Below are 16,121 nucleotides of genomic sequence, written 5' to 3'. Positions count from 1 at the left end.
ACGGCCCTGCCGGGCCCGGCCCTGCCGGGCACGGCCCTGCCGGGCTCGGCCCTGCCGGGCACGGCCCAGCCGGGCTCGGCCCTGCCGGGCACGGCCCTACCGGGCACGGCCCCGCTGGAAACGGCTCAACGGCCGGGCGGCAACTTTGTGGCCTCGGCCACCCCAACGCCTACTGCTTCCCCTATCCTCACGCCCGCTGCCGCCCTGCCCCGTTGATTAATCCCTGGTTTCATTTGTTTATGGCCTCTTTCATGGAGGTCTGCTGGACGTATAGCCTCAAAGCCCTCAACATGCAGCGCATCCGGGAGGTCGACTGGTTGCACGCTTTCGCGCAGCCGTCGGTGCTGCTGCCGGTGCTGCCGCTGCTGGCCTACGTGGGTTTTGGGTTGGCCAACGTCCTGTTCTTGTCCGCCGCCATGCGGTCCATTCCCACCGCCACGGCCTACGCCGCCTGGATGGCCCTGGCCGTCATCGGCATCAAGCTGGTGGACGTGCTGTACCTCAAGCAGCCTTTTTCCTGGCTGCACATGTTGTTCACGGCCATGATTATTGGGGGCGTGCTGGGCTTGCGGCGCCTGCCCTAGCCGCATTCGGAGCCCGGAAGATGAGTGCTGCCGGTTGCGCGACAACCCTGGCGGGCGCGGCTTCGTCTTGCTGCTATGCGCTATTTCTCAGTTCTTGCCTGCGGCGGCCTGCTGTGCTTGCTGCCCCGGCTGAGCTCGGCGCAGCCCACCCGGGTATCCGACTACAACACGCTGGGCTGGTTTCAGTACAACGGCGACCATCAGCTGGCGGCCAATTGGACGCTGCACACCGAGTACCAGGCCCGCGGCGTCCGGCTGGGGCGCAGCTGGCAGCAGCGGCTGGCCCGGCTGGGGCTGGCCTACCAAGTGCTGCCGCGGGTGCAGGTGGCGGCGGGCTACACCTCGTTCATCACCCATCCCTTTGGCCGCTACCCCACGGCCAGCACGGGCGTGCCCTTTCCCGAGCGCCGCTTTTACCAAGACGTGCAAGTGAGCGACACCGCGGGCCGGGTGGTGCTCTCGCACCGGCTGCGGCTGGAGCAGCGCTGGATTGGGCAGCTCGCCGACAACGGGCGGCGCGCGGTGCAGGCCTGGCAGTACCAAAACCGCATTCGCTACCAGCTGGCGGCCACCGTGCCGCTGCAAGGCCGCACCCTCGACGACCACGAATGGTACTTCAACGCCTTCGACGAGCTGTTCCTTGGGTTTGGGCGAAACGTGAACCTGAACGTGTTCAACCAAAACCGCCTTTCCGGGGGCCTGGGCTACCAACTCCACGAAGGCTTTCAGTTGGAGCTCAATTACCTGAACCAGATTTCGCAGCACGGCGACCCCGACCCCGCCACCAACCTGCCCGTGGTGGAGTTCAACCACGGCGTGATTTTAGGGCTGAACTACAGCTTTAGCTTGGTGAAGTGAGGCGCGAGCGTTGCTTGGCTGGGCCCGCGGTGGTCCGTGGTTTGCCCGGATTTCAGCACAGCTCTAATAACGAACAAGTTAGCAGTCGATAATCAGCCGCGGCGGTTCAGGCCGGCTTATGTAAAGAAGCTGCTGCCGCTACCGGCTGCCCAGCCAGACGCCGCCGGAAAAACTGGTTAAGCGGGGCTTCCATCCAATAATACGCGGCAACGGACAAGGCCGTGATGCCCAGCAAATCGAGCGCCCACCGGCCGGGGGTGTCCCACGCCGGGCCACCCCGGTAGATGGCGTCGTGCACCGGCCCCATGTGAATGAGGTAAAAAATGTAAGAAGCCTTGCCCAGCACCACGGCCGGGGCAGAACCCAGGGCCCGGCTCGCCCACGTCCGCTCGCTGAGTAGCCCGTACAAGAGCCCAACCAGCGGCAACGTGAGCAGCCCCTGCAGCAGCACCAGCCGAACCGTCATCTCCGGGACCTGCAGCCGGCGGGCGTAGCCAACGAGCAGCAACACCAGCAAAATGCCCCCGATGGACAGGGCGGTGAGCGCCGCGCCCCGATGCTGCGCACCGGCGTCTCGCCGCAACAGCCAGCAGGCCAGGCCCGCCCCCGCAAAAAACTCCCCGCACCGGCCCACAATGGTCCAGCACAGCACAAGGTAATAGTCGCTGAAAAACCCCTCAAAGCGCCCGCCCACGGTTTCCACCAAGAGGCTCCCAACGGCGAGCAGCCCCACCGCCGCAAGGCCAAAAACCACCGCGGCCGACTTGCCCTTCCGCCACAGCACGAAGAGCACCGGGGCCAGCAAGTAAAATGACTCCTCCACGGTCAGCGTCCAGCCTTGTTGAATCTGGGCATAGAGCAGCGTGCTCGAAAAGCCCCGCACGAAGCTGATGCTGGCCAGGTAGTGCCGCACCTCGGTGCCCACTGTGCTCTGGCCGTGGTGCCCCAGCCGCCAGACCAAGGCAATGGTAGACAGCAGCCACCACATGGGGTAGACGCGCGCAAACCGGTTGGCCAGGTACGGCCGCCAGAAGCTGGCCCGCAGGGTGGCGCTTTCGGCGTAGCGAAGCGTAATGAGAAACCCGCTCAACACGAAAAAGATGTTGACGCCGATGGTGAAATCCAGCGACAACAGCACCGGCGAATCCGTGATGAACCGCAGCGGCTGGCTGTGCGACAGGTATACCATGAACGCCGCCACGGCTCGCAACCCCGTGAGGGCGGGAAAATAACTGCTCGAAGGATGCCCGGCCATGGCACAAAGTAAGCGTCGCGCAAGCTCGCACAGCACCCACCGGCCCGCCCAGCTCCCGCACAAAAAAGCCCAGCCGTTGCTGGCAGGGCTTTCGCTGGTTGTTTGCCGCGTCGGTTGGCTTAGCGCGAGTACGCCAGCGTGGTGGTGCCGGGGTATGTGCCCGTTGCCCCAAAGCGGGGGTTCACGAGCAGCAGCTTGTTGGCGGTCAGCTCCTTGATGGTGCTTGAGCTGCTGGGGTCCGTGGAAGTGCCGATTTTCAGCACATCGCCCTGCCGCGTGTAGGTCTCGCGCCGGTCTATTCGGCCGTCGCTGGAGTAGATGAGTTCCGTAGCCGTTATTTCGAGGATGCCGCCGGGCCGAAAGGGCGTAGTGGCTTCCCGGGTAATTTTACCTTCGGACGAGTAATCGGTGTCCGTGGTACTCTCTAGCTGCCAGGGACCTAGCAGTTCGTATACCACCGGTTTTGGGTCGGGTGTGTCTTTCTTGCCACAGCCACCCAGCAGGAGCGCAAATGCAAATAATAGTAGGTATACCCCGGGTTGCGGAGTGGCTGGCACGGTCCCGGTCCAACGCCCTAGGCGTCCGACCGGTTGTCGTTGGAAGTTTTCAGGCCTTTCAATACCCGCCGTTGCACGCAGTTCGTTCTCGCAACAACCGGTCGGACGCCTAGGGCGTCGGACCGGGGAGTAGTCCGCAACTTGCTATAGTTTCATGAAGCCCCCAACGGAGCCATCTGAACCATTATTTCCACGAGGGGCCTCCCCATGGCCCGTGCCAGCCTCAACCGGCCGTTTATTCTGACGGCGAAGCCATTATGCCATCAACGGTCGGGGCGCTGAGGCCCGAAATTTCGATACCCGTTTTGGTCGAGCTCTGCCCTTGCACTTGGTACTTCAAACTGCTTACCCCCGTCATCAGACCCAGCCTCGGCTTCGCTTCTCAGCAGCCGGGTTGTCGGCTACTGCTTCCACTTCTGGGCAATGCTGATGGCGGTTTCCAGCATCTGGGGCTCCCACTTTTCCACTTGCCAGTTGGTGTGCGCCAGCGGCGACGCGCTAAGCTCAAGTTGGGCCGCAGCGGCCGATGGGGCCGTTTCCAGTACCCGGGAAAGCAGCCGTTGTTGCTCGCTGAGCGTTTCGTCGGTCACCACTGGGCCCGGCACCAGCGGCTGCAGCGGCATAAAAGACTCGGCGGGCTGGGCGGGACGCCCTGCGCGGTGCTTGGTTACCACCGCTTCCATGCGCGCAAAGTCCCGGCGGAACTGCGCCTGGCTGGCCGCGGTCGCCAGCCCGGTGCCGAGCTGCTCCAGCACCACGTATTTAAGCTGCGGGCACAGCGGCAGGGTGCGCTCCAGCAGGGCAAACACTTCCTCGGGCACCGCTTCGTCGTGGGTGTCGCGGCGGATTTTTTTGTTCGGCACCAACACCGAATCTTCCCAGCTGCCGCCCGAAATATGGATTTCCCGCACCCGCTGCAAGGGGTAGAGCGCAATCAGTGCTTCGTAGGAAACCGAGAAATTGTGGAGCTGGCAGTAGAGGTTGTGCAGGTCCAGGATGATGAAGCCGTTCACGGGTTCCAGGAGCTTGTCGAGGAATTCGCCGTGCTGCTTCACCTCGTCCAGACCATACGCAAAGGCCAGATTTTCGAGCCCCACGGGGCAGCGGCACGCCTGGGCCAGCCGGCTCAGCCGGTCCTGCCCCAGGCGCAGCGTGGCCGCGGAATAGGGCACGGGCAAAGGCGCCCCGGTATGAAAATTCTGGCCCGTAAAAAACCCGAAATGCTCGGTCACTTGGTCGAACCGGAAGCGCGCCGCCAGCTCGCTCAGGTGCTGCAGCCACCGCTGCTGCTCCGGCGTCCAGTGGCCCGACAGCAGGGAAAAGTATACGCCGTGGCCAATCAGCCGGTGTTGCTGGCTGTAGGCGGCCAGCAGTTCCTCAAACCACGCCGGCACGGCTTCCATCCCAAACAGCGTGTCGAACGACCATTCGATGGCCTCTACCCTGCCCTCTTCCAGGAGCGGAAAGGCCGCCGACAGAATGTTCGCGTCCAGATTACACGCCAGCGCAACCAGCATTGCGGGGTTGTCTTCCACGGCTTGCGGCGGCTTAGCCCATGCCGCAGCCAGGGCAGTAGTCTGGGGTTTTGGTGCCGCTTTCGCCCTTTTTCTTTTGCTCTTGCTTGGGCTTGGGCTCCTCTCCTTTTGTGCACCCCGTAGCTTGGGCAGTCACGCCAACCAAAATGGCTCCGAGTAAGGCTTTCGACAGTTTCATGGGTTTGGGGGTTGAAATGGTGCAACCGTGAATATCGGCTTTCGGGGGGTTGACCGTTGAACCAGCCTGCGCGTTGCACGGGCGCTGTGTTTTTTTCTCGCCTCCGACCAAGCCACGCCGTTCCACTTGCGCCGACAGCGCGAAAGGCCGAAATGCCCCGCTTGCGTGGTTTTCTCGCCAATATCCTCGCAAATACCTAGGGCGCGACGCTTCCAGCCAGCGAAGTCATCACGCCGGCCCCGAAACAGTCCCACGGCCCGATTGTAATAAGGGGGCCCGTGGAAATTGCGTGCAGCAAGCCCAGCCTTTTCTACTTTCACCAACGTTACGGCCGGGGGGCCGTTAAACCGCCCATACTCTATTTGAGTGGCCTCTTATGAAAGCACTTACCATGGCTGCTTGCGTGCTGCTTGGCGCCTGCAACAGCTCCCCGTCCCAAGCGCCGGCCGCCGGCGCCACCGCTCAAGCGCCCGTCGCCGCCGCCGATACCCTCGCCGCCGATACGCTGCCGTCGCGGCCCGCCCCCCGGGCCACCGTGCCCTTCGTGAATCCCACCAAAGTGGGGCGCGTGCTGGGCAGCCAAACGCCGTCGCCGCCCGCCAGCCGCACCCGCTAGCTGCAGGGCAGCCACGCATGTGCCACGCCATTTGCCGTGCTCTTCTACTTCAACACCCACATGGTATCGGCAATGACCATGTCGGAGTTGTCCCGAAAGGATTTGAAAAGGTAGTAGCCGTCGGTGCCGCCCAGTATTTCGGTGTGCAGCGGCACGGTTTTGCGCATGCGCTGAATGGAATCCGGGTACGGCTTGGTGCTGCTGATTAGGCGCAAGTCGTAGGTGCAGGGTCCCGTCCAGTGCACGGCCAGCACCGAAACGTCGCCGCGTAGCTGGTCGGTTTCGGTTTGGGTGGAGTCGGTCCGGCTTATCAGCCAGGAGAGGTGAAAGCCGGGCTCGTGGTGCCGAAACTGAAAATGACCGGTTTTGAAGCCGGCACAAACGGCCTCGTCGGGTGCCCCGCCGCAGGCCGCTAGCACGCAGCCTGCGGTAATGGAGCCCAGCGCAGCCCAAAGGCACGAAACGGGAAAGAAGGGAACTCGCATAGCGAATGAATAGCCCCGCAAACTACATCGGAAGTGAGCGCAACCGGTTGGGTTAACAATCACCTCCTAGTGTTCAGGCTACTCCAAACCGCGCGCACCCTGCCTTGTTATCAGGCCCTACGCTCTCATTTTCCGCCTTCTACCATATGTCCAACGAATACGCTCTTTGGAAGCTCGACATTCATCGGGCCCTCTGCCACTTGCTAGAACTCCAGCCCCGCAACTGCTGGGCGCTGGAAATGAGCGAAGGAGAGCCTTTTCGGGAAGCCATGCGCCTGCTCTACCAAGACTGCAAGTTTGCCGAGTTTCTGTCGTTGCGGGCCTGGCAGCAGGCGGGCGTGAGCGAAGAAGCCGGCGCGCAGCTGCAAGCCCTCAAAAGCCAACTCGATGCCTACGACGAGCCCGACACCAACCTGGGCATCTTCACCGACCCCGGGTGGCACCTCATCCTGCAAAAAGTGCAGGATTTAATAGGCGTGCTGGGCCTGCCAGACTGCGCGCCGGCAGGGCCGCGTAACCCAGCGGGGCGGCTGCCACCTCTTTAGTGCCCAGCGAGCGCAACGCACTCCGCGTGCCGGAAACAGCTGAGAAGGTGGTCGTTGACAAGGCCCGCCGTTTGCATGATGTTGTAGCACGTCACGGGCCCGGTCATCACAAACCCGCGGCGTTTCAGCTCCTGGCTCATGGCCGTGCTTTCGGGCGTGGAAAGTGGCACGGGGTTGGCCGGGCTCCGGCGGTTGTCCACGGGCTGGCCGCCAACAAAGGCGTAGAAAAACGGCAAAATCCCCGCATCGCCGCCAACCTCGGCGCGCAGCCGGAGCCAGGCCTGCGCGTTTTGCACAGTGGCTTCCAGCTTGCGCCGGTTGCGCAGGATGCGGGGGTTTTCGATTACCTCGCCTATTTCGGCCTCGCTCCAGCGCGCCAGGCGCACCGGGTCGAAACCGGCCAGCAGCTCCCGAAACCCTTCGCGGCGCTTCAGCACCACCGGGAAGTCGAAGCCCAGCTGAAAGGTGTGGAGCACCAGGTACTCAAATAAAATCTCGGCATCGGCCACCGGCTCGCCCCATTCGTGGTCGTGAAACGCCCGCAGCAGGTCGCTGCCGTGGGCCCAGGGGCAGGTGGCCGTCACGGCTTAGGCTTGGCTTTTCTTGGGCCGGCCGGGCTTTTTGGCCGGGGCCGAGGGGTCGCCGGCTTCTTTGGGGGCGCGCGGCTTGCGGGTTTTGGGCGTGGCCACGTACTCGTCGGAGAGCACGGTTTCCATTTCTTCCAGGGCCGCCTGCAGCCCACCCAGGGCGCTGGTCACCTTTTTGAGGGCACGTTTCAAATCGGTTTTTACCGCGTCGGCCTGCTGGGCCGTTTCCACGACTTTCTGGAATTCATCAAAATTGAGCGCCATGAGCAAAAGTAAAGTAAGGGGTGATGGGGGTGAAAATAGAAAACCGCCGGCCCCGGAGCGGCCGGCGATGACGCCGCAAGCTACTTACCGCAACGTGTTGCGCCGCCACCGCGCGCAAAATTTGGCTTACGGGGCCGGCACGTGCCGCTTTTTACGACAATAACCGCGCTTGGTGGGCGGCGTTGAGCAGGCCGGGGGCATTTTTCAGGGTGGCCAGCACCACTTCCTTGGCGGCTTGCTTGAGTTCGTCGGGGCTGATGTCGCGGGTTTCTTCCACCACCAGCTCGCCCATCATCCTGAATGTGTGGAGCAAAGCGCGGTGCTTGGGCCTGTCGGCGCGCAGCTCGGCATAGGCTTGCTTGATGTGCTCTTCCAGCTTGCGCCGGCGGGTGCGAAACACCGATTCGTCGGCTACCTGCGGCCGAATGGCGTCGAGCAGCTCAACCAAAGGCAAAAGCCTGGTGGCGGTGGCCGCCAGCACGGCGCCGCTCACGCGGTGACGCCGCGAGGAGGACGGGGCAGGCAAAGGGCTGTATTCGTTTTCCAACAATGCTTCGTGAATGTCCGTGGGTATGCAATATTAAGCAAAATATCTGTCCGCCAAAATGGGTGCAAATCAAGCGGTTCTGCCCTTACAGCAGCCCAGAAATTCCCTTCACGTTCAGCCGGGCAAAGTTGCGCACCCGGCCAAACTTGGCCTGCGTCTCTTCCAGCTCTTCGTCTTTGGGCAGCGCGGTGGGCACCTGGGTCTGCAGGCGCTCAAACACGGCGGCGGCAATGTCCATGTAGCCGAGCAGCAGCAGGTAGAGCTGCTTTTTCTCGTCCTCGGCGTAGCCTTTCACCCGAATGGCCTTGGTGAGGGTGTCGAGTTGAGTGGTTTCGTCGCTGAACAAGTCGCGCAGCACGCGCCGCCGAAACGTGAAGCTCTCCAGCTGCTCCGGCGTGGCCGACGACGGGGCAAAGGGAAACACCCCTCCGGCGAAAGCCACGGCTTTGGCAAACGCGCTTTCTGCCTCGTAAACGGTGGCTAGGTGCTTCTGCAGGCTCGTCCACAGCCCCGTTCGGGCTTTGTCGAAGGTGCTGGCAGGGGTTTCGCTCATGGGAAGGCAATGGTAACGGAAGGCCGCAAAGGTACCAACGCGCCGGGCCACGGCGGCCATGGGGCGCCGGTGGCCCGGCCACCGGCCCCCGGGGCGGGCCCGCCAGGGAGTGGGTTCCGCTGCCTCACGCCGCCCCACGAAACGAAGTTGGCAATGCCGCCCCGAACGCATGGCAAAATTCTACGGATGGCCAAGCTGCTGCGAATACCGAAAAGGGCCATAAGTTTGCGGCCATTGGAGGTCGCGAGCGCGTCGCGACGGCACGAGGCAAAAGAAGGCCTGCCTCGACCATCGCCGCCGCGCCACGTAGTCCCCCCTTCTCACCACTGCCCAAAATACCCATGACCAAAATCACCGTAGCAAACCCCGTAGTCGAGTTGGATGGCGACGAAATGACGCGCATCATCTGGAAATTTATCAAAGACAAACTCATCACGCCGTACCTGGAACTGGACATCCGGTACTTCGATTTGGGCATTGAGTACCGCGACGAAACCAACGACCAAGTCACCATCGACGCGGCCAACGCCATCAAAGAATTCGGGGTCGGCATCAAGTGCGCCACCATCACGCCCGACGAAGAGCGGGTGAAAGAGTTCAGCCTGAAGCAGATGTGGAAGTCGCCCAACGGCACCATCCGCAACATTCTCGACGGCACCGTCTTCCGCGAGCCCATTGTGATGAGCAACGTGCCCCGCCTGGTGCCCAACTGGACGGCCCCCATCTGCATTGGCCGCCACGCCTTCGGCGACCAGTACCGCGCCACCGATTTCGTGACCAAGGGCAAGGGCAAGCTCACCATCACCTTCCAGCCCGAAGACGGCGGCGAAACGCAGTCGTTTGAGGTGTTCAACTTCAAGAGCGACGGCGTGGCCCTGGCCATGTACAACACCGACGAGTCCATCCGCGGCTTCGCGCACGCCTGCTTCAACCAGGCCCTGAGCAAAGGCTGGCCCTTGTACTTGTCGACCAAAAACACCATCCTGAAGAAGTACGACGGCCGCTTCAAGGACATCTTTCAGGAAATTTACGAGCAGGACTACCTGGCCAAGTTCAAGGAAGCCGGCATCAGCTACGAGCACCGCCTCATTGACGACATGGTGGCCTCGGCGCTGAAGTGGAACGGCAACTTCGTGTGGGCCTGCAAAAACTACGACGGCGACGTGCAGAGCGACACCGTGGCCCAGGGCTTCGGCTCGCTCGGCCTGATGACTTCTGTGCTGGTGACGCCCGACGGCACCGTGATGGAGGCCGAAGCCGCCCACGGCACCGTGACGCGCCACTACCGCGACCACCAGGCCGGCAAACCCACCTCCACCAACCCCATTGCCAGCATCTTCGCCTGGACGCGCGGCCTGGAATTCCGGGGCAAGCTGGACGGCAACCAGCCGCTCATCGATTTCTGCCACGCCCTGGAGGCCGTGTGCGTCGAAACCGTGGAAAGCGGCAAGATGACCAAGGACCTGGCCGTGTGCATCCACGGCAACAAAGTGGAGCACGGCCGTGACTACCTCTACACCGAGGAGTTCCTGGCCGCGCTCGACGAGAACCTGAAAGTGAAGCTGGGCCAATAAACTCAGCCAAGCAGTAAAAAAGCCCAGCCACGCAAGCGGCTGGGCTTTTTTTTGGTATTGCAGTGGTTTAAGAAAAGTGTCGCTGGCTGGTCCGACGCCCTAAGCGTCCGACCGGTTGTCGTTGAAAGGGGACGGTGAAGCGGCCCAGGCGGCGCTGATGGCAACCGGTCGGACGCCTAGGGCGTCGGACCGGGCGGGGCCGACTTGCGAAACCGCTTCGTTATGCAGCCGGCATTCCGGGCCGCTGCCCTGGTGCGGAAAGCCGGGCTAGCGCGCGTCGCCGACGAGAAAAAGCCGCTCTAACTGCAGCAAGCTCAGGCAGCGCTGCAATGGTGCGTTTACGTTGCGCAGCCAGATTTTGGCGCCGGTGCGGCGCAGCAGCAGCAATTGCGACACCACGTAGCCCACCCCGAGCGTGCGTTGGCAGCGCAAGCGCCCGCAGTCGACGGAAAAGTGGGCGTCTTGGGGCAGCGTGCGGGCCCACAACAATGCATCTGTGGTGTCCAGGTCCACCGAGACGACGGGCGCGGCAGAAGCTTTTTTCGGCTGGAATGAGAGGAAGTTCGGTTTCATAGCTCAGAAAGTAAAGCGCAGGGAATGAAGAGCAAATGAGGTCAGCGGATGGACCGGCCAAATGCGTTGATGATGAGCTGGCGCAGCTCGGTTTCGCTGGGTGCGGGGCCACGGTAGCGCAGCTCGCCGGCCGTTAACCGGCCGGCGTAGACCTCGACCTCTTTGGACTCGGCGGGCACGAATACCCGCAGCACGCCCTGGGGGCAAGGCCGCACGTACGTGCGGCCCGCCACGGGTTCCGGCAGCGCGGTTGGCCATTCGATGGGAAAGAATCCGGCGTCGTGCAAGTGAGAAGCCAACATGGTTATAGAGTTAATCTGTATAAAGATGTTGACAAAGTTCCGGGGCGCAGGAGCACTGGTCCTTCGGCACAAATGCGGAAAGGGTCGTTCTCAACTACTGATTTATTCACTAGGTATTTGCCCAGCGTGCCCGCCTGGCCGGCGGGCAATTCGGCCTGGGCTAGCAGAAACAGACGATTTGGGACGGGCGAGGCGCCCACTGTGCTGGTTTGCGGCGTAGCTTGGCCCCCGACCTGCTTGCTACTGCGTGCCACGCCATGGTATTCTTTTATTTCCTCTTCTGGGCCATTGTGTTGCTTTGCGTGCTGGCCTTCGTGCTGGGGTTGCCGTGTGCGTGGGCGCGCCTCTGGCAGTGCTGCGGCTCTTCTTTCGCAGCGAATGGGCCCCGCAGTGGCTAAAAAACCTGGTGGGCGCAGTGCTGAGCGCGGGGTTGCTGGTGGTGGTTGGGGTGGCCGGGTGGAGTTGGCAGGCCGGGCACGCCCGTCGGCAGGATGCGCGGCGCCCAACCCCGCCGCCGGTGCGGCTCACGGTGCGGCAGCCGGGCTTGTTACCCTACTCGCTGGGCCGGGGCGGCATCGAGCAGGCCCGCTTCGACACGGTGCGCGTGCTGGTCGTATCGGGCGACATGCCCGACGGGCGCAAGCTGCGGGCCCGCTTTGCGGCGGGTTCCGGCGCTGCGCGCCCCAACGACATCAACTTAGTGGCCGTGAGCGCCGAAGACGAGCTGGTTCCCAACGCCACGGGCCGGGCCGTGTACGCGCCCGACTCGCAAACCGTGCGCGGAGAATTTCGGTGCGTGCTGCCGTCGGGCAAGCGGCTCGCGGTGTCCTTTCCGCTCACGCCCGTGGGGAGGCGCTATGGCCGGTAAAAGCAAAAGCCCCGCGGGTGGGCGGGGCTTTTGCTTTTACCACCACATCCGGGCCAGGCCGTGGTGGTGATGGCAAGGGAATGGCACGTCGGAGTCGGGGTCATCTACCACCCACCGAAGGGCTTTGGCTTCCTGCATGCGGTGGCGGCTCCAATGCTGCCGCATGTGGTACCAGGAGCCGGAAGGCGCATACCAGTACTGCTTGTGGCAGGGCCGTTTGTGATTGGGTTTCCAGGCCCAGCGTTTGGTTGGTCGGGACATTCAAGTAGTACCCTGGAATAGAGGGCTACTTCTCTCCGGTGCTGTGGTGGTGCCGAATCATGGAAGCAAAGTACAAACGCACCATCAGCTAAGCAGGGCTTTCGTGGCTAGCTGGCCACTATTGGCAAGGAAAGAGGGGCGACAAGACGCGGTGCAGGCCTTCCGTCACCCGTTGCCCGTCCACGACGGGGGAGGTAGATACGTAGGCGGCGATTCGGTGCACGGAGGGGCGAATGGCCGCCACCTCGTCCTGCAAGGCGGGCCGGTCCGCCACGATACCGTCCAAGAGGGTGGGCAATTCGGACAACAGCTGCTGCCAGGTTGGGGCAGCGGTGCGCTGCTGGAGCAAGGCGCGGTGCGTCATGCGCAGCCGCTCGTAGGATGTAAGAGCCATGGGACAACAAAAATTGGTGCGGGCCGCCCCCAAAAATTTGCAACAGGGCCCCGTTCCGGGCGGAGGACCGGGCCGAGAATAAACTCAGCAACGGCCGTGCCGCGGTCAAGAACTTATGGGTTTTGGGCGTTGAACGGGCTCTTATACACGACGAACTACTCCCCCTTTTTTGTTGGCGAGGCGGGCGCGGGCCAAGAAACACCGCGGCCGGCCTTGGTCCAGCCTTCGGCCACCACCCGCAGGAATTTTGCTTCCCGGCTCGTCACAGGGACTGGTACGCAACCCCTGCGGCCGGGCTGGCCATGCCGGTGCTGCCGCCTAGCCCTCGCGCACCCGGCACAGGGCCGCCCCCAGGGGAGGCTGCGCCAACAAGTCTTCGCCGCGGCCGGCGCCGGGCGGTAAGCCCAGGGCCGGGCACTTCCCCGAAGCAGCCACAGAAACCACTTCGCCCGCTTACCCGTTATTGCCCCACCGTGCCCAGTGCGAAGCTTTACCTTGCCAACTGCTTCTATCCCGTTTCATACCCGCTAGCGTAGCCCAGCTTTTCGTGGCCGAATCTTTCCCCGACCTCCTTCCCGCCGACGAGCTCCTGCGCGATGTGCTCGACGTGTCGCTCACCGGCCTGGTGTACTACCTGCCCGTCTTCGACCCGGCGGCCCCCGGCCAGGTCCTCGACTTTGCCTTCGCCTACCTCAACCCCGCCGCCCAGCGCATGCTGCGCCTGCCGGCACAGCCCGCGGGCACCCACTTGGATTTTTTTCCGGAGAGCCGGCGCAACGGCAGCCTGGCTTTCCACCGCGACGCCTACGCGTCCGGCGAGCCCGGCTTCTTTGAAACCAACTACCAGGCCGACGGCTACGACAACTACTTCCGCGTGAGCGCCCGCCGCTCCGGCCCCGGCCTGCTGGTGAGCTTCACCGACACGGCCGACCAGCCCCGCTCGCCCGTGGAAGTGGCCCTGCGCGAGGCCCAGGCCCGCGAACGGGCCGCCCACGCCGAAGCCGAAGCCCAGCGCCAGCTCCTGCACAACGTCCTCTACCAGGCGCCCACGGCCATGGCCCTGCTCGACGGCCCCACCTACCGCATTGCCCTGGCCAACCCCACCGTGTGCGAGCTGTGGGGAAAACCCGAGGCGCAGCTGCTGGGCGTGCCGCTGCTGGAGGCCCTGCCCGAGCTGCAGGGCCAGGGCGTTGACACCCTGCTCGATGGCGTGCTGCGCACGGGCGAGCCTTTTTTTGGCACCGAGCTGCCGTTCCAGCTGGCCCGCCACGGCCGCCTCGAAACCATCTACTTCAACTTCGTCTACCAGCCCCAGCGCAACGCGGCGGGCGACACGACGGGCGTGCTCGTGGTGGCCACCGACGTGACCGAAATCGTGACGGCCCGGCAGAAAGTCGAAGCCCAGGAGCGCACCACCGCCGAGCTCAACGAGGAGCTGGCCGCCGCCAACGAAGAAATCCGGGCCAACAACGACGAGCTCATGCGCAGCCAGCTGGACTTGCTGGACCTCAACCAGGAGCTCGAAGCCCGGGTCCAGCAGCGCACCGAGGCGCTCGAAGCCCAGCAAACCGAGCTGCAGGAGGTGTTTGAACAAGTTCCGGCGGCCATTGCCATCTTCGAGGGCCCCGACCAGCTCGTCAAGCTCGCCAATTCGGCCCAACTCGACCTGTGGGGCCAAACCGCCGCCGAGGTGCTGGGCAAACCCCTGGCCGAAGCCCTGCCCGAAGCGCGGGCCTCCGGGTACGCCGCGCGGCTGACCAAAGTGCTGAACAGCGGCGCCTCGCTGGTGGTCCAGGACCTGCCGGCCACCCGCACGCGCCACGGCCAGCGCGTTCCCGGGTACTTCGATGTGGTGTACCAGCCCCAGCGCAACGCCCAAGGCCAGGTGCGGGGCGTCATCGTGGTGACCAGCGAAACCACCCAACAGGTCGCCGCCCGCCAGCAGCTGGAGCAGCGCGAGGCCAGTTTCCGCACCATGGCCGACGCGGCCCCGGCCATGCTCTGGGTCACCGACCCCGCGGGGCAGTGCACCTACCTGAACGCGCAGTGGTACCAGTTCACGGGCCAAACCGAGGCCGAGGCCCTGGGCCTGGGCTGGACCCACGCCGTGCACCCCGACGACGCCGAGATGGCGGGGCAAACGTTTCTCGATGCCAACGCCCGGCGCGTGCCGTTCCACTGCCTCTACCGGCTGCGGCGCCACGACGGGGTGTACCGCTGGGCCACCGACACGGGCCTGCCCCACTTCGGCGGCGATGGGGAGTACGTCGGCATCGTCGGCACGGTCATCGACGTGCACGAGCAGCAGCTGGCGCAAGACGGCTTGCAGGCCACCAACGCGCAGCTCACGCGCACCAACGCCGACCTCGACAACTTCATCTACACGGCCAGCCACGACCTGAAGGCCCCCATCAGCAACATCGAAGGCCTGCTCTACCTGCTCCAACAGGAGCTTCCCGCCGACGTGAAAGCCGGCGAATACGTGGCCCCCACGCTCGCCAAGATGCTCGATTCGGTGGAACGCTTCAAGCGCACCATCGAGCAGCTCACCGAAGTCTCCAAGCTCCAGCAAGCGCACAGCCCGGATGCCACCGCCGTGAGTTTGGCGGTGGTCATCGAGGCCGTGCGCCTCGACCTGGCCCCGGTGCTCCGCGACGCCAACGCCCGCCTGCTGGTCGACGTCGCCGAACTGCCGCCCATCCTCTTCTCAGAGAAGAACTTGCGCAGCATCGTGTACAACCTGCTGAGCAACGCCCTCAAGTACCGCCACCCCGACCGCCGGCCCCACGTGGACGTGCGCGCCCACGTCCGGCCCGGTCATACCGTGCTCGAAGTGCACGACAACGGCCTGGGCATTGCCCAGCACCAGCTGCCCAAGCTCTTTGGCATGTTCCAGCGCTTCCACGACCACGTCGAAGGCACCGGCATCGGCCTGTACATGGTCAAGCGCATGGTCGAAAACGCCGGCGGCCGCGTCGAAGTGCACAGCCAGCTCGGGGCCGGCACCACCTTCTTCGTCCACCTTCTCCAACCCGACGGGGCCCTGGCCGGCCCGGCTGTTCCCTAAATTCTCTGCCGATGTCCACCATCTCCTGCACCCTGCTCGTCGACGACGACGACACCACCAATTTCCTCAACCAGGCCCTGCTCCGGCGCTTGGCCGTCGCCGATAAAGTGTTGGTGGCCACCAATGGCCGCGAAGCCCTCGAGTTGCTGCAGGAGCACTGCGAGCACCCCACCTCGCCCACCTGCCCGGCCCTGATTCTGCTCGACATGAAGATGCCCATCATGAACGGGATGGAGTTTCTGGAAGCCTACACCAAAGCGCCGGCGCGCCGCCATCCGTCGGTCATCATCATCATGCTCACCACCTCGCTCAACCCGAAAGACGTCGAGCAGATGCAGCGCCTGCCCATCGCCGGCTACCTCACCAAGCCCCTCACCACCGAGAAAATCCAGCAGGTGCTGCGGGAGCACTTCGGCCAGCCCGCCAGCTGAGCCGCCCCGTGGCGGTGCGGCCCGGACCCGTTTACGCAAACAACGGGAGTAGGCGGGAAAAACGAGGGCGAAGGCGGTCCCGCGGCC

The 16,121-nt window shown here is 64.0% G+C and carries 21 protein-coding genes and 1 pseudogene; 9 read left to right on the top strand and 13 right to left on the bottom strand.

Translation table 11 applies throughout. The annotated features are described in order from the left end of the window. The 3 genes and pseudogenes from VF629_RS19660 to VF629_RS19650 form a co-directional block, all read left to right on the top strand. Positions 1-216 (top strand): annotated as a pseudogene (locus VF629_RS19660) (hypothetical protein); the annotation flags it as partial. Continuing rightward, complete coding sequence (locus tag VF629_RS19655) at positions 213-584, top strand: DMT family transporter (RefSeq protein WP_331060211.1); 372 nt, start codon at positions 213-215, stop codon at positions 582-584. The pseudogene VF629_RS19660 and the gene VF629_RS19655, both read left to right, overlap by 4 nt. Positions 585-659: 75 nt before the next feature. Next, positions 660-1,442 carry a DUF2490 domain-containing protein gene (locus VF629_RS19650; RefSeq protein WP_331060210.1) on the top strand — a complete coding sequence of 261 codons (783 nt, stop codon included), beginning with the start codon at positions 660-662 and terminating at the stop codon, positions 1,440-1,442. Between the two features lie 106 nt (positions 1,443-1,548). Here the strand turns inward: VF629_RS19650 and VF629_RS19645 are convergent, their stop codons facing one another. The 4 genes from VF629_RS19645 to VF629_RS19630 all read right to left on the bottom strand — a co-directional run bounded on the left by VF629_RS19645 (position 1,549) and on the right by VF629_RS19630 (position 4,967). Continuing rightward, the gene (locus VF629_RS19645; protein WP_331060209.1) at positions 1,549-2,697 is read right to left on the bottom strand and encodes an acyltransferase; all 1,149 of its coding nucleotides are present in this window, start codon (positions 2,695-2,697) and stop codon (positions 1,549-1,551) included. Between the two features lie 119 nt (positions 2,698-2,816). Beyond that, a complete protein-coding gene (locus tag VF629_RS19640; RefSeq protein WP_331060208.1) occupies positions 2,817-3,155 on the bottom strand; it encodes a hypothetical protein in 339 nt (112 codons plus the stop codon). A 500-nt stretch (positions 3,156-3,655) separates the two neighbouring features. Beyond that, complete coding sequence (locus VF629_RS19635; RefSeq protein ID WP_331060207.1) at positions 3,656-4,789, bottom strand: DUF692 family multinuclear iron-containing protein; 1,134 nt, start codon at positions 4,787-4,789, stop codon at positions 3,656-3,658. 13 nt (positions 4,790-4,802) lie between these two features. Then, positions 4,803-4,967 carry a hypothetical protein gene (locus VF629_RS19630; protein WP_331060206.1) on the bottom strand — a complete coding sequence of 55 codons (165 nt, stop codon included), beginning with the start codon at positions 4,965-4,967 and terminating at the stop codon, positions 4,803-4,805. Between the two features lie 376 nt (positions 4,968-5,343). Here VF629_RS19630 and VF629_RS19625 point away from each other — a divergent pair, with 376 nt between their 5' ends. Continuing rightward, a complete protein-coding gene (locus VF629_RS19625) occupies positions 5,344-5,583 on the top strand; it encodes a hypothetical protein (protein ID WP_331060205.1) in 240 nt (79 codons plus the stop codon). Positions 5,584-5,627: 44 nt separating this feature from the next. Here VF629_RS19625 and VF629_RS19620 read toward each other — a convergent pair whose 3' ends face one another. Then, a complete protein-coding gene (locus VF629_RS19620) occupies positions 5,628-6,068 on the bottom strand; it encodes a hypothetical protein (protein ID WP_331060204.1) in 441 nt (146 codons plus the stop codon). A 146-nt stretch (positions 6,069-6,214) separates the two neighbouring features. On the opposite strand from VF629_RS19620, the gene VF629_RS19615 reads away from it, so the two are divergent. Then, positions 6,215-6,613 (top strand): hypothetical protein, encoded by a 399-nt coding sequence (locus tag VF629_RS19615; protein WP_331060203.1) that lies wholly within the window; start codon positions 6,215-6,217, stop codon positions 6,611-6,613. Here VF629_RS19615 and VF629_RS19610 read toward each other — a convergent pair. The 4 genes from VF629_RS19610 to VF629_RS19595 all read right to left on the bottom strand — a co-directional run bounded on the left by VF629_RS19610 (position 6,610) and on the right by VF629_RS19595 (position 8,564). Beyond that, positions 6,610-7,197 carry a DNA-3-methyladenine glycosylase I gene (locus VF629_RS19610; protein ID WP_331060202.1) on the bottom strand — a complete coding sequence of 196 codons (588 nt, stop codon included), beginning with the start codon at positions 7,195-7,197 and terminating at the stop codon, positions 6,610-6,612. The genes VF629_RS19615 and VF629_RS19610 overlap by 4 nt on opposite strands. Before the next feature lie 3 nt (positions 7,198-7,200). Further along, positions 7,201-7,464: a hypothetical protein gene (locus VF629_RS19605; RefSeq protein WP_331060201.1), complete on the bottom strand. Its 264-nt coding sequence runs from the start codon at positions 7,462-7,464 to the stop codon at positions 7,201-7,203. A gap of 151 nt (positions 7,465-7,615) precedes the next feature. Continuing rightward, positions 7,616-7,990, bottom strand: a complete 375-nt coding sequence (locus tag VF629_RS19600; protein ID WP_331060200.1) for a hypothetical protein — start codon at positions 7,988-7,990, stop codon at positions 7,616-7,618. A gap of 106 nt (positions 7,991-8,096) precedes the next feature. After that, positions 8,097-8,564 (bottom strand): hypothetical protein, encoded by a 468-nt coding sequence (locus tag VF629_RS19595; protein ID WP_331060199.1) that lies wholly within the window; start codon positions 8,562-8,564, stop codon positions 8,097-8,099. A gap of 341 nt (positions 8,565-8,905) precedes the next feature. On the opposite strand from VF629_RS19595, the gene VF629_RS19590 reads away from it, so the two are divergent. After that, the gene (locus tag VF629_RS19590) at positions 8,906-10,138 is read left to right on the top strand and encodes an NADP-dependent isocitrate dehydrogenase (protein WP_331060198.1); all 1,233 of its coding nucleotides are present in this window, start codon (positions 8,906-8,908) and stop codon (positions 10,136-10,138) included. A gap of 267 nt (positions 10,139-10,405) precedes the next feature. Here the strand turns inward: VF629_RS19590 and VF629_RS19585 are convergent, their stop codons facing one another. Both VF629_RS19585 and VF629_RS19580 read right to left on the bottom strand, forming a co-directional pair. Next, a complete protein-coding gene (locus VF629_RS19585) occupies positions 10,406-10,711 on the bottom strand; it encodes a hypothetical protein (RefSeq protein WP_331060197.1) in 306 nt (101 codons plus the stop codon). A gap of 41 nt (positions 10,712-10,752) precedes the next feature. Beyond that, positions 10,753-11,013, bottom strand: a complete 261-nt coding sequence (locus tag VF629_RS19580; RefSeq protein WP_331060196.1) for a hypothetical protein — start codon at positions 11,011-11,013, stop codon at positions 10,753-10,755. 298 nt (positions 11,014-11,311) lie between these two features. On the opposite strand from VF629_RS19580, the gene VF629_RS19575 reads away from it, so the two are divergent. Then, on the top strand, positions 11,312-11,881 hold the full coding sequence (locus VF629_RS19575; RefSeq protein ID WP_331060195.1) for a hypothetical protein: 570 nt from the start codon (positions 11,312-11,314) through the stop codon (positions 11,879-11,881). Positions 11,882-11,917: 36 nt separating this feature from the next. Here the strand turns inward: VF629_RS19575 and VF629_RS19570 are convergent, their stop codons facing one another. Together VF629_RS19570 and VF629_RS19565 are read right to left on the bottom strand one after the other, a co-directional pair. Continuing rightward, positions 11,918-12,142 carry a hypothetical protein gene (locus VF629_RS19570; protein ID WP_331060194.1) on the bottom strand — a complete coding sequence of 75 codons (225 nt, stop codon included), beginning with the start codon at positions 12,140-12,142 and terminating at the stop codon, positions 11,918-11,920. 118 nt (positions 12,143-12,260) lie between these two features. Next, on the bottom strand, positions 12,261-12,536 hold the full coding sequence (locus VF629_RS19565; RefSeq protein ID WP_331060193.1) for a hypothetical protein: 276 nt from the start codon (positions 12,534-12,536) through the stop codon (positions 12,261-12,263). Between the two features lie 547 nt (positions 12,537-13,083). On the opposite strand from VF629_RS19565, the gene VF629_RS19560 reads away from it, so the two are divergent. Next, positions 13,084-15,603: a PAS domain S-box protein gene (locus VF629_RS19560; RefSeq protein WP_331060192.1), complete on the top strand. Its 2,520-nt coding sequence runs from the start codon at positions 13,084-13,086 to the stop codon at positions 15,601-15,603. 11 nt (positions 15,604-15,614) lie between these two features. Then, a complete protein-coding gene (locus VF629_RS19555) occupies positions 15,615-16,034 on the top strand; it encodes a response regulator (RefSeq protein WP_331060191.1) in 420 nt (139 codons plus the stop codon). Positions 16,035-16,121: the final 87 nt, after the last annotated feature.

The organism is Hymenobacter sp., assembly GCF_036388155.1.
Taxonomy (GTDB): Bacteria; Bacteroidota; Bacteroidia; order Cytophagales; family Hymenobacteraceae; genus Hymenobacter.
This window is presented reverse-complemented; position numbering and strand designations above follow the sequence as displayed.